Consider the following 13416-nt stretch of genomic DNA (forward strand, 5'->3'; position numbering starts at 1 on the left):
CCACCTCTCAGGAAACCAGCGTATGATAGCCGGTGGAGGGCGTCAACGCAAGGGTGTAGCTGCCGACGCCGATCTCGGTGCAGCTGCCCGAGGCCGTATTGCCGGATACCTCGTCCAGACTGCGCAGAGCGCCGGTGGTCCGGTCAAACGCCAGATAAAGGGCCGTGTCCGACAGGTTGTAGTCCACGTCGTCGGCGGTGAAGGTGATTGCCGTCTGCGGCGGACCCAGCCGCTCCTGGGCCCGTGAAACGCCGCCGCATTCAATTGTGCCGTAGCACCCGTCGCGCTCGACGTGCAGTTTCAGAACGGGGCTGTCCGCCCCACTGAGTGTCAGCACACGGCATTGGGAGAGCATGGAGTCAATGCTGGCGGCACATTTGCGGTTTTGCGTAGACGAAACGGTGGAAACCGAGACGCCGGTCACCGCGGCTAAAATCCCAACAATGGCGACGACGACGATCAGCTCGATCAGCGTGAAGCCTTTTTGATTGCCTTTCAAGTCCGTCGCCTCCTTGTGATGCGCAGATTAGTGTTTTAACCAATTTTGGAAAGAGACCAATCCATCCAACTTCCAGCTGCCCAAGTTCCCGGTGGATTCGGTGTGTCCGCCACTTCCGATGGCGTCGTTGAGAAAATCGCCGAATTTCAGATCTCCGTTGGTGGCAGAAAACGCGGAGACCACGCCTTCCTCGCTGGCATATACGGATTTTTCCATGGTGATGGCGCCGCCGGAGACGATCAGGCCGCGAAAGTCGCGGGAGACCTGCACATCCCCGGACGCCAGAATGACCCGAAGGGAAGATGGCGTGCTGTCGGTTATGGTGTAGGAATCGTTTACTACAAGTCCCAAAACGTCGCCATCCACATCAAACCACTTTCGGCTCCCGGGGGAAAGCTCGCGCGCAAGCTTGTCCGTGTTCACAATGTACTCGTAGGGGTCACGCGCGGAGGTGGTGACCGGATTGACGGAGAGCGTTTGGCCCAGCTGGCGGAACATGGTGGTAAGCTGGGTGGAGGTCGTGGTCAGGCTGTCCCGGGCGGCATAGCCCCGCAGCTGATAGCCCTCCTGCGACTGATAAACCACATATCCGCTGGTTTGCGCAATGCCGTCCAGCGTGGATAGATCGGTATACATTTTCAAATAGCGGGAAATGTCCCCCTGATTGGCCGCAAAATAGTCCTTAAAATATTGGTTGGCGTCTGCGGTGGAGGCAAATTCCATGAAATAGTACACGATGCGCTGGCTTCCGGCGCCGTTTCGCCGCAGCACGACGGTTTTCGGCGTGATATGGTAATCTGCCAGACTCATAGGCGTGCCGCCAATCGTCCAGAGGGGGGCGTCGGTAAGGGTTGGCGCAGGGATCGGGTCAGAGGCAGCGAGCACGGTGGGGTTCAGGGCAACGCCCTCCAGGTATGCGGGCGGAATCAAATACGCCTGCTGGTTGCTCTTCACGGAAAGAGATTCTCCCATAAGGACCTGTCCGCTGGGTGCGCCGATGGTGGAGGCGGTATCGCTGATGAAGCTGTGCCCCGCCAGCATCAGCCGGCCCGCATGGGAAAGATCCAGCTCGGTATGTTTGCCGTTGACCAGGATCGCGCTGCTTTGAGAGGCGTCCGTAAGGCTCTGGCCGAAACCGTAATAGCTGCCGCCCACCGCTGCGGAGGCATCGTCCCCCTCCAGCGCCAGATCGTCCGCAATATAGGCTTTTCCGTTCAGGGACAGAGAGCCCGCAGTGTTTAAATTGATTCGGTTGGCCCAAAGCGTCGCGTTGTCCGCCACGGTCAGCCGGCTTGCTCCGCTCAAAGGCCCCTCGTCCTTCACGGATACATCACCGCGGCAAATCAGCGTTCCGCCTGTGACGGACAGAGAGCTCTGCGCACCGCTGAGGTCCATGCTGCCGGCATAGGCGCTGCCCTTAATATTCAGTTGGCTGTTGCCGATGGTCTGGGAGAGGGCCGTGCGGGCAATGACCGCAAATTCGGGAATGCCGGAAATGCTGTATTCCGATGCCAGATAATAGAAGTCCGGCATTTTGATGACGAGATCGGAGGTGACATTGCTGGTCAAAAGCGTTTTGGGATTCGTGCAGGAGACCTGAAAATCCCGGAGGAGCATCGTGTCTGAAACCGGGTCATACTGCGCCGCTCCGGCGGACAGGACGGTGCTCTCGGGGTGGGTGAGAAACGTTTTCAGCACATCGGTATTGCAGGTGTGGGTGCCAAGCCGCAGGGGGAACAGCGCGCTGTCCCCGTCTGTGGGGTCCGATTTCCAGGAAAAGACCTCCTCGCGAAACAGCTCGTGAAACTTGTCCGTCAGATTTGCGCCGGTATAGGCCGTGTCGCTGTAATGGACCAGCATATCATCGTAAGCGGCGGCAATGGAATTGCTGACGACCTGCTGAATCCCGGATTGCAGCTCCGTCATTGCGGCGGCGGCGTCATAAAACGTCTCCTTGCCGTGACGGTCCGTGACCTTGATGAGATATCCCGTGTAAGACATGTACAGCAGGGCCGCGCCCAGAATGGATAGGAACATCATACTTACCACGACCATGATGATACTGGAGCCCCGATTGTCTTGAAGCTTGGCAAAAGCGGTTTTCCAAGTTGATTTCATATCCTGCACGCCCCTTTCCTTTTTCCGTCCGTACACGGAAATTATTGCAGCTTTGTGGTGCGGAGACTGTAAACCGGCGACCCGGTGTAGTCTCCGTCGTAGAGATCCACGGTGACTTCATAAATGCGGTTTTCCGGCGCCTTTTTCACTAAATCGCCGGAAAAAGTCCCGTTGACATACAGATAATCGCCTTGATAGATATGGTAGGTGACGCCGCCGATACCGGTTTGTCCGGTGACCAGATTTCGCGCCGCGTTGGAATAGATCAGCGCGCCGTCCGCGGCCTCACAGCTTTGCCGCAGGGAAATGGAGGCGGCGTAGGTGTTTTCCTTCGCTTGAAGCTCGAAGGCCGAAGCGTCGGGGTCCCACTGCTTGACTAAAAACAGGGAGAGGGGAACGTTGCCGCGGTTGTTGATCTGAATATCGTCCGGACTGCCGGAGACATACCACGGATAATACAGCAGATAGAGCGTCGGCATTCCGTCGGACAGTTTGTACCCGTTGGGAAAGAGCGTATAGACAACGCTGTCCTCAAATCTGGCGTTGGAAACATGGACGGTTTCGGCATTGCCGAAATCGTCGTATTCTTCCCGGTCGTAAGAATAGGTGTATTTGTACTGGTAGGTTACGGTGGCGGAGAGCGTCGATTTGTCGGCGCTGGGCGTAACATCCATCAAAATGGTTCGTGCCTTCTGGCTGAGCGTATAGGTCCCGTTGCTGACAACATTGGCCTCTGAGCGAAAGGCGGCGTCTACGATCTGGTCAGGGTCCTCGCCGGCGTCCCGGGTCTGGGAGAGAACGGCATCCATGGGGGAATAGTTGGTGATGGCCTGACCATTGATCGCGGCGTATGCATCGTCGGCCCGCAGAGAGATCATCGCGTTGAAAACAGAGTTCCCCGCTCCCCCCTGACCAACGCCGCTCACCCCGATATAATAGGCGTCCGCCCGCTCTGCCTGGGCGTCGGGAGAAAGCTGGTATGCGCTCCCGTCGTAGGAGTAAAAGGCAGCGCCGGTACCACCCAGCGCAGAGAGGGGATTGGTCCGCAGCGTGGAGAGCGTGGCGCTCTCCACACTCTCCGCCAGATTTTGCGCCGTCAGGGTGGCGTCCGCCAATTGGCCGCTGCGTCTGGCCGTATTGGCGGAGGTGACGAAGGCGTGCAGCAGCGGCGCGGCTACCAGCCCTAAGATCGTGATGCCAACCATCAGTTCCACCAGAGAAAATCCCCGGTTATCCGTGCGTTTTAAAACGCCCACGCGTGCAGCCTCCTATCCTCCTGAAATTTTTCAACTACATTCAAGTTGTGCCGAACAAGTCGGAAACGCCCTTGCCCGATCCGGGCAATGCAGCGGGCATATACTTTGCGCTGTCCCAGGTAAGATAGTACTTGGAAATATTGAAGCTGCCGCTCAGCAGGCCGGTTTCGGCGTTGTAGCTGACGGAAACGGTGTCCAGCGCGGTGCGCGTGGGGCTTTCATAGAGATAGCGGATGCACTGCTTGAGCTGCGGATAGGACAGCTGGCCCGTCATCACCGCACCGATGCGGTAAGCCGTCAGGTCGGCGATTTCGTCCGCGCCGTCCTGTTCCACCACGCAGGGAAATTGCAGCAGCATACCGGGTGCGTCAAAGGTGACGCTTTCCATGGTAAAGCCGATTTTTTTCTCCATATCCAGCAGGTAGACGAGGAAGTCCTCGTCCTTGACGTCTGCGGGATAGAAGGCGAGTTCGTTTTTGATGGTCCGGCGATAGTCCTTGACGCCCTGTTCATAGGTGGCAAGGTCCCGGTTATAGTCCTCCAGCTCCGCAAGCTGCGGCTCCAGTTGACTGATGGCTGCGTTGACAGTCTCTGTTTTTTCCTGAAAGGGGAGAAAAATGCCAAAGTACAGTGCGAGGAAAACCACCAGGCCCGCCAGCACCAGGAGCATTTTCAGGTCATTTCTTGAAATTTTCATATGCTGCGCCTCCCTTACTGGGCTGCTTCAGGCTGCTGGGCCTGAAGTGTCTGATCCTCGGTGGTTTGCGGGGCGTCGCCCGCCTGGGCAGTCTCCTCTACGGGGGCTGCCTCGTAGCCGCAGCTGACAGAGAAGGAGGCGGTGGTGAAGCCGGTGTCGTCCACGGCCTCCGTGATGGTGCTGACGGTCATGCTGACGATGCTCTCAAAGGAGCGCAGTTGGGAGATGACCACAGCGGCTTCTTCCATGCCGGGCGTTGTGATGTTCATTGTGACGCCCTCTGCGGAGCAGGAGGCGGAGAGCAGGAGGAGACTGGAGGGCATCTTGCGCTCCAGCTCTGTTAAAAACGCTTCCAGCTGTGCGTTGGGGGAGTCGGCGTATCCGGCCACCACCTGCAAATTGCCGGTCATGCTCTGATATTCCAAATAGGTGTCGTGGACCTGCGCCACGTTGGACAATTCCTCCATCCGCGCCTGCATGGTGTTGCGGCGGTTCACCGCCAGCAGATAATTGGCCACGGCGAAAACCGTGAGCGCAATGGCGACCGCGGTACATGCGGCGCACACGGCGACCCCGAAGGTGATGGAGTCTGGACTCCGCTGCCGCTTTTTCTGAAGCTGTTTTTTCCGCCGCAGCTCTTCCGGCATCAGCTCCAGCGGGGAGAGAAGGCTGCCGATGCAGGAGATGTAGGAGGAAACGCCCTCAATGGAGTCCGCCAGAAATTTGACGCCGGATACGCTGGTCAGCAGGACGGTTTCCTTTCCCAGCGCCCGGGCGATTCGCTCCTGCAACCCGGCAAGCTGGCAGCAGGTGCCGATCAAAACCACCCGCGATACGGGGGAATTCAACCGGCTGGACTTGAAGAAATCCGCACTGCGGGCAATTCCGCTGATGAGGCGGCTGAGGCAGTTTGCCTGCTCCTCCTCCGGAAGGACGGTGTTCAGCCACTGGGGGTTTGTTGCTTTTTCCAGCGTCTCCAGATACTGCTCGTCGGACATCCCGGCGGCTCGCTGCGCGGCAAACACCAATTCGTCTCCGCCAAAGCCAAAACTGCGCTGCAGGAGCAGCACGCCGTCTTGAACGAAGGAGACCATGGTGCTGTTGATGTTGACGTCCACATACATCACCGGGTCCTGACCGGGGATGGAGCGCAGAACCTGATACTGGCTGTTTCCCGAGTAGTCCAGATTGTCCAGGATCAAACCGGCCTCGTCGGCCAGACGGGCATAGCTCATCAGCAGGGGCTTGGGCGCGGCCATCACCAAAACGCGGCAGCCGGGCTCCGGCTCCTGCACCCGCTGGAGCAGATTGTGAGCGATCTGGTAGTTGCTCAGGTCCACGGGAAAATAATCGGCGGCGTTGGTTTCCACCACGGCTTTGAGCCGATTGTCCTTCACCGGAGGCAGCAGCACCTCGCGGCTGGCAATCTTGGAGGAGGACAGCGTAAAGGTGGTGTTCTTTACATCACTGACGCCGTGAGCGGACAGCGTCTCCTTCAAAAGAAGGCCCAACGCCGTGGGATTCATGATTTGCCCGTCGCTTACATACTGGTCCGGAATCTGGAACATAAAACTCTCTTTGATTTGATAGTTTTTGCCCAGCTTGTTGGACTGGCATACCTTGGCGAGGCGGTCTCCGATTTCAATATTCAGTACTTTAACGGCCATGTGGAATGGTCTCCCCTCTATCGTTGGTTACGCACACACAAATATGATACAGCTCGCATGGAGCGAAATTACAAATTGAAATGCTATGGGATGGCAGACCCTGACAAACAGAGTCGGTTTTAAAATTCAGGAAAACAAAAGGGACAGATACCAGCCTAAAAAGGCGTCGCCCCACAAAAAAGAGAGCATTGCGCCTGCGGCCAGATAAGGGCCAAGCGCCAGGTCCCGCTTTGCCCCGCCGAAGCACATCCGGGTGAGGTGAATGACGCTGCCCAGCACGCAGCCCAGGAAAAAGGCCAGCAAATTGAGACGCAGGCCCAAAAACAGGCCGCAGCCCGCCATCAGCTTGATATCTCCGCCGCCGATGGCCGCGCCGCCGGACAGGATAAAAATCAAAAGCAGTGCGCCGCTGACGCTCACCAGTCCCAAAAGATGGCTGGGCCAGTCGCCGCCCGGCAAAAGAAGCCGGAGAGCGCCGAGGACGGCGACGGTAATCGTCGTCCCCGGCGGGATCTCGCGGGTGCGGGCGTCGATGATCGACGCCACGAGCAGTGCTGAGGCGAAAAAACAGCCCAGCAAGGTATCGGGTGAAAACCCAAAGCGATGGTACGCCAGCAACCAAAGCGCGCCGTTTGCCGCCTCAATTAGGGGGTATTGGACGGAAATGGGGCTGTGGCATGCGGAACACCGACCCCGCAGGGCAAGGTAGCTGAACAGTGGGATCAGCTCCCACCACTTCAGACGCTTGCCGCAAGTGGTACAGTGAGAGGGCCCGGTGACGATGCTCTCTCCCGCCGGGATGCGCAGGATGCAGACATTGAGAAAGCTGCCCACGGTGATCCCGAACAGAAATACAAATATGTAGTTGAGTATCGTCACGGAGTCCATTCAAAGAAGTCCTTTCAGGGAGAGATTAGGCGGCAGGCAAGGAGGCTTCCACAGAATAGCTCTTGGTTGCAGCCGTGTACTTGACTGTTATTGTAATAGTCTTTCCAGCATAAGTTTTGGATTTCGGGAATTGAGCCTTCATGGCAGCGGGAGTCAGCGTTTCGGTAACCTTGCTTGTCAAAGTGGCATCGCAGGTACCACCGTAGGCAGACTCGCCAGCTTTGTAGGTCAAAGTCGCAGTTCCACCATCGGCAGAAGGCAGCTTTTCATAAACGCTTGCATCAACAATTGCGATTTCCACTGCGTGCTTCAGCTCGTCACGGGTGTTTTCGTCAACAGCCATTTTAGAATTCTCCACATACTTGATGTACTGGGGAGCGATGACGGCGGACAGCACCGCGATGATGGCAATGACGATGATCAGTTCGACCAGCGTAAAGCCCTTGTTGTTTTTGCGAAATTTGTTCAGCAGATTCTTCATAAACAAATCTTCCTTTCTCTTTTCTGTCTTTTATAAACCCGGCCGTTCCCCTAAACGGCCGCTGGTTTCCAATAGGAGGCGCTTACAGGTTGTCCAGTCCCGAGTACATGGAGCCCATGGGCATGATAACGGCAAAGACGATGGTTCCCACCACCAATGCCAGAAAGACGATGATCATGGGTTCAATGAGGGCCATCACCTGCTGGGTGGAGAGCTCCACCTCTTCGTCATAATAATCAGCCAGTCGGTTAAGCATATGATCCAAGTCGCCGGTTTCCTCTCCGATGCCGATCATATGATGCACCAAAGAGGGAAACAGGCTGCTGCGAAGCAGCGTTTGGGACAGCGGCTCGCCCATGCCCACATCCTCTTTGGCACTGAGGAGGGCATCCCGGAAATAGACGTTGGTCATGGTGTTTGCGGTGATCTCCAACGCGTCGATCAAGGGGATACCGGCTGCCAGCAGGGTGCTCAGGGTGCGGGACATGCGGGCGGAGGCGGTTTTGACGGTGAGCTTTCCAATCACCGGAAGTTTCAGGCCCAGCCTGCCGAACAGGTGCTGGCCGCCCTCCGTTCCCCGGGCGTATTTGATGCCCGCAACCAAACCCGCGATCAGCAAAAGCACCAGCCACCAATAGCCCTGCATGAATTTGCTGGCGCCCAGAACAAATTTGGTCACGGCGGGCAGCTCCACGCCAAGGTCCGTGAGCATACTTTCAAAGGTCGGAATGACGAAGGTCAGCAAAACCATTACCACGACCACGGCAACCACGCACACGACGATGGGGTAGATGGAGGCTTTTTTCACCAAGCCCTTTAATTTGGCGTCCTTTTCAAAGTGGTCCGCCATGCGGGTGAAGGAGACGTCCAGACTGCCGGACACCTCGCCAGCGGCCACCATGGTGACAAACAGCGAGGAAAAGATCCGGGGATAGTCCCGCATGGAATCCGACAGCGAGGCGCCTGCCTGAATCGCCATGCGGCAGCCGCTGATCGCCGCGGAGAGGGCACGGTTTTCCGTCTGGTCGCTGAGCATCTCCAGCGCGGTGGTCACCGTGACGCCGGCGGATACGATGCTGACAAACTGCCGGCAGAAAACGGCCATGTCCCGGGGTTTGGGCCGACCCTTGAAAAAGCCCAGCTCCAGATTTTTCGACAGCGCCCCCGCCTCGTTCAGGGAGATCAGGGTGTCACCGTCTTTTTTCAGGGCCGCGGCGGCGGTTTCCCGGCTTTCGGATTCCAGCGTGCCCTTGCGCTCCTTGCCGGCGGGGGTCAGAACGATATAAGAAAAACTAGCCAAAGTATCACATCCAAACTGTAAAAATGGGCAAAAGGGGAGAGACCATCACAGCAGGCGCTTTGCCAGCGTGGGACGGTCCTGCGCAAAAGAGAGCGCATCCTCCCGGGAGATGGCGCCGGAGCGGAACAGGTCCAAAAGCGCGTCGTCCATGGTGCACATCCCAATTTTGCGGTTGGTCTGCATGACGGAGTGGATCTGGAAGGTTTTGCTCTCGCGAATGTTGTTGCGCACGGCGCTGTTGGAGAGCATGACTTCGATGGCGGCAACGCGGCCCTTGCCGGATGCATTAGGCACCAGCTGCTGGGAGACCACACACTCCAGCACGTCGGCCAGCTGCGTGCGGATCTGCTGCTGCTGATAGGGCGGGAATACGTCGATGATACGGTCAATGGTGTTGGCCGCGCCCACGGTATGCAGCGTGGAGAACACCAGATGTCCCGTCTCCGCGGCGGTGACCGCGATGGAAATGGTCTCGAGGTCCCGCATCTCTCCCGCCAAAATCACGTCGGGGTCCTGCCGCAGGGCCGCCCGCAAAGCGCTGGCATAATCTCTGGAATCGCTTCCCATCTCCCGCTGGTTCACAATGGATTTGCGGTGCTTGTGCAGGTACTCAATGGGGTCCTCCAGCGTGATGATGTGGTGGGTATAGGTTTCGTTGATAACGTTGATGAGCGAAGCCAGCGTTGTGGATTTGCCGCTGCCGGTGGCGCCGGTGACAAGCACCAGCCCCCGCTTTTTGGCGCACAGGTCCACCACCACCTGGGGAATCCCCAGTTCCCGCGGCGTGGGAATGCGAAGGTTCAGCACGCGCACAGCCATGGCGATGGACCCGCGCTGGCGGAAGATGTTGATGCGAAATCGACCGACCTGCGGGGAGGAGTAGGCAAAGTCCACCTCGCCGCATTCCGCCAGAGTTTCCTTCTGGCGCTCGTTCATAATACTCTCTGCCACAGACCGCACATCGTCCGGCGTGCATTTTGTCTCGCCCATGGGCGTCAGCTCCCCATCCACGCGGACGGTGGGAGGGATGGCAACGCTCAGATGCAGATCGGAAGCGCGCATGGAAATCGCGCTGGCGATCAACTCTTCAAAACTCTGCATGAATATCCATTCCTCTTTTCACCGGAGCGTTCACCCTTCAAAGGAAACCTTCAGCATTTCATCAATGGTGGTGACGCCGTCCAACACATATTTTGCCGCGCTCATGCGCAGCGTACGCATTCCCTGTTTCAGCGCTTTTTCTTTGATTTGTTCTGCGGAGCCCCTCGCGGTGATGATTTTCTTCAGCTCCGGCGTCATCTCCATGATTTCATAGACGCCGATTCGCCCGTAGAACCCGGTTTCTCCGCAAAGAGGGCACCCGCAGGGCGTGTACACCGTGATATCCTCCGCCTCGGAGACGCCCAGGAGCTGTTTTTCGGCGGCGGACGCCTTCCGGGGCTTCCGGCAGGATTTGCACAGCTTGCGCACCAGGCGTTGGGCAATGACGCCGACAACGGAGTCGGCAAGGAGGTAGGACTCCACGCCCATGTCCAAAAGACGGGTAATGGTGGATGCGGAGCTGTTGGTATGCAGGGTGCTCACCACCAGATGGCCGGTGATGGACGCCTGCACGGCGATAGAGGCTGTTTCGTAATCCCGGATCTCGCCGATCATGATAATGTCCGGGTCCTGCCGCAAAATAGCGCGCAGCGCCGCCGCAAAGGAAAGATCGGCCTTTGGATTCACCTGCACCTGATTGATGCCGGGAATGTTGGCTTCCACGGGGTCCTCCACGGTGATGATGTTCACGCTCTCCCGGTTGAACTCCGAGAGCGCGGTGTACAAGGTGGTGGATTTGCCGCTTCCGGTGGGGCCGGTCACCAAAATGATGCCGTTGGGGTTGGAAAGAATGTGGTCAAAGCGCTCCAGCTCCCAGTCCTGCATACCCAGCTCCGCTTTGGTGCGGGTAAGGGCCACGGTGGAGGCCAGCCGCATGACGATCTTTTCGCCGTAGGAGGTGGGCAGCACGGACACACGGATGTCGTATTCGTTGCGGTCCACGGTGGTGGTGATGCGCCCGTCCTGCGGCTTTCGCTTTTCGGAGATGTCCATTCCGCCCAAAATCTTGACGCGGGTGACGATGGCGGGCAAAAGAGAGATGTCGTACATCATTTTTTCGCTGAGCACGCCATCCACGCGATAACGGACCCGGAGCTGTTTTTCCAGCGCGTCAAAGTGAATATCGCTGGCCCGCTGGCGCACCGCCTGCTCAATGATGGAGCGCACCAGCTGCACGATGGGGGCGTTGTCCAGCTCGGATTCCTCGCTGGCTGTGGCTGCGGCCAGCTGCTGGAGCTGGGACTCCCGCTCCTTGGAGTACTGCTCTGCGGCGGACATGGCCTCGTCCGTGCCGAAATACCGGTCCAGCACCGTGTTGATTTCGCCCACGGTGGCAATACGCGGCTCAATGGAGCAGTTTGTAATAATCGAGATATCGTCCTGAGCGACCATGTCCATGGGGTTTGCCATGGCCAGAATGAGGACGTTGGAATGGCCCTCGGCAAAGGTGATGGGCAGCACGGTGTGCCTGCGCAGCACGGAGCCGCTGACAAGACCGATGACGTTGGGGTCAATCCGGATGCCCCGCAGGTCGATGCGGGAAATTCCCAGCTGGACCTCCAGCACGTTGACGATGTCATCCTCCGTCACGGCGCCCAAGCTGACGAGACACTCGCCCAGCTGCCGGTGCGCCTTCTGCTGCATGGCAAGCGCCGCCTGAAGCTGTTCTTTTGTAATGATGCCGCGCATCACCAGCAGGTCGCCCAGCCTGTAATTCGTATTGGATCGATCCATGTCATTCACACACCTTTATGCACACGATGCGCACGAAATTTTAAATGGCCCCGCCTATGGCAGCATATCGGGTTTCGTTTAACCATTTGCGGATTTCAAACCAGTGATTGCTCCCGTCTTGGCGCGATCCCGGACGGACGCCCTATTTTTCGTGAGAGTCCTCGTGGAACAGGAAGCGGACTGTTTGCTGCTTGTCGTCCGTCCGGCGTTTTTTCACCGGGGTGGAGGGACCCTTCCCGGCGCCCCGGCGCCGCAGCAATAAGAGCAAACAGATCCCGCAAACCACTGCGCCCAGCAGGAGGGCGCCGAGAAGAACCACGCTCGTCATTCCGGCGTCTGCGTCGCCCGTGTCGGCGGCAGTCTGCGGCTGCGGGGCAGCGCCCGGCGCTGCCGTTTCCGATCCGTCGGCCAGAGAAAGCGTTATCACAGGCAGCGGATTTTTTTCCATGGAGGCGTCTGTCAGCCCCGATAAGGTGAGGGTCCAGCCGTCCCTTTTGGAAAGCCCTGCGGCAAGCAGCTTTACCGTGTCGGCGGAGGCAACTTGTTCCACAGTTACCGGAAAGTCCTGACCGGAGGGATTTTTCAGGAGAAAATGCGCGCCGTCCTCCAGCCCCAGCATCGGCTTTGAGAACTGCACGGTCATGGCGCCGGCGTCATCCGCTTGGAGGGACGCGACCTGCGGGGCCTTGTGATCGGGGACCCAGTGCTCCGTGGTTACTTCGGTGAGAACGGGGGCGGCGTCCTTTAGCCGGATGGACAGCGTGTGGGCCTGCCCGTCCGCGATGTTCGTATCTGCCGTCAGCTTGAGATGCCACACGGTTCCGATCCGCCCCAGCAGGTCTGCGGCAACGCTTTCCGCGTTGGCGGGACCAAATGAATACAGCTCCCCGCCGGAAAGGCGGATGAAACTGCGGAATGTCTGCGTGGTTTGCTCGCCCGCGCTGTCGATGGCCAGGGCGTAGACGGCGATGCCGCTGCGCCCAAGCAGCTGCTCCAGCTCGGACTGTGTCATTCCCGCGTCCGTATCGTCGATCCCGTCGGAAATCACGACGGCGACGCGCCGCATGTTTTCCGTGGCGCCGGCGGTCTCAATCAGCATGTCCATCGCGTCGTAAAATTTCGTGTGGGCATCCTGGCAGGAAAGCGCGTCCAGCGCGTCGTAAACCTGCTGGCGGGACTCGCTGCCGCTCAATAAAAGCGATACTTCGTTTCCAAAGGTGATCACAGAGAGCTGGTCTTGGGGCCGCATGGCCGCGTAGGCGTTTCGGATAGACTTCTTGGCGGCTTCAAAGTGCGCTTGCGGAATGGATGCGGACACGTCCAGCATGAAAAAATAGAAAATACCCTGTTCGGAAGGGGCCAGACTCTCCACATTCAGCGGCAAATCCTCCAGTTGGACCTGAAAATCTTCCGGCGTGCAGGATGGAAGCTCTTTGGACTCGTCGTATAGATATACATCCATTTCCGGCATGAGCGCCTGCGCCTGTTCCACAGAAAATGCGTTTGCGGCTGGGCTCCATAAAAGCGCCAACCAAAGCACCCATGTAAGCGTGATAATTTTTCTTCTCATCAAAGGCCTCTCCCACTTGATTGAGGTGGTCAGGATGCCCGTTCCAAACGGGTTTCCATAAACTTCTGCAATTATAACACAATTATGTCAAAACGCAAGGTTCTG

Annotated in this window: 11 protein-coding genes; all 11 read right to left on the reverse strand. The window is 58.0% G+C overall.

The annotated features are described in order from the left end of the window. Positions 1-7: 7 nt before the first annotated feature. Complete coding sequence (locus tag PHI30_RS06910) at positions 8-499, reverse strand: type II secretion system protein (RefSeq protein ID WP_300025766.1); 492 nt, start codon at positions 497-499, stop codon at positions 8-10. 27 nt (positions 500-526) lie between these two features. After that, on the reverse strand, positions 527-2617 hold the full coding sequence (locus PHI30_RS06915; RefSeq protein ID WP_300025768.1) for a hypothetical protein: 2091 nt from the start codon (positions 2615-2617) through the stop codon (positions 527-529). A 41-nt stretch (positions 2618-2658) separates the two neighbouring features. Beyond that, positions 2659-3873 carry a type II secretion system protein gene (locus tag PHI30_RS06920; RefSeq protein ID WP_300025770.1) on the reverse strand — a complete coding sequence of 405 codons (1215 nt, stop codon included), beginning with the start codon at positions 3871-3873 and terminating at the stop codon, positions 2659-2661. 40 nt (positions 3874-3913) lie between these two features. Further along, the gene (locus PHI30_RS06925; protein ID WP_300025772.1) at positions 3914-4570 is read right to left on the reverse strand and encodes a hypothetical protein; all 657 of its coding nucleotides are present in this window, start codon (positions 4568-4570) and stop codon (positions 3914-3916) included. Between the two features lie 14 nt (positions 4571-4584). Further along, positions 4585-6237, reverse strand: coding sequence for a pilus assembly protein PilM (gene pilM / locus PHI30_RS06930; protein ID WP_300025774.1), 1653 nt, complete (start codon positions 6235-6237; stop codon positions 4585-4587). A gap of 126 nt (positions 6238-6363) precedes the next feature. Then, positions 6364-7125 (reverse strand): A24 family peptidase, encoded by a 762-nt coding sequence (locus tag PHI30_RS06935; RefSeq protein ID WP_300025777.1) that lies wholly within the window; start codon positions 7123-7125, stop codon positions 6364-6366. Between the two features lie 25 nt (positions 7126-7150). Beyond that, entirely contained in the window at positions 7151-7606 is a 456-nt protein-coding gene (locus PHI30_RS06940; RefSeq protein WP_300025779.1) for a prepilin-type N-terminal cleavage/methylation domain-containing protein, read from the reverse strand. 82 nt (positions 7607-7688) lie between these two features. Next, positions 7689-8906 (reverse strand): type II secretion system F family protein, encoded by a 1218-nt coding sequence (locus PHI30_RS06945; protein ID WP_300025781.1) that lies wholly within the window; start codon positions 8904-8906, stop codon positions 7689-7691. A 45-nt stretch (positions 8907-8951) separates the two neighbouring features. Further along, positions 8952-10007, reverse strand: coding sequence for a type IV pilus twitching motility protein PilT (locus PHI30_RS06950; protein WP_300025784.1), 1056 nt, complete (start codon positions 10005-10007; stop codon positions 8952-8954). A gap of 30 nt (positions 10008-10037) precedes the next feature. After that, a complete protein-coding gene (locus tag PHI30_RS06955; protein WP_300025787.1) occupies positions 10038-11741 on the reverse strand; it encodes an ATPase, T2SS/T4P/T4SS family in 1704 nt (567 codons plus the stop codon). 142 nt (positions 11742-11883) lie between these two features. Further along, positions 11884-13233 (reverse strand): VWA domain-containing protein, encoded by a 1350-nt coding sequence (locus tag PHI30_RS06960; RefSeq protein WP_300025789.1) that lies wholly within the window; start codon positions 13231-13233, stop codon positions 11884-11886. Between the last annotated feature and the right edge of the window lie 183 nt (positions 13234-13416).

Origin of the sequence: Oscillibacter sp. (genome assembly GCF_028693505.1) — a bacterium.
Lineage (GTDB): Bacteria > Bacillota > Clostridia > Oscillospirales > Oscillospiraceae > Oscillibacter.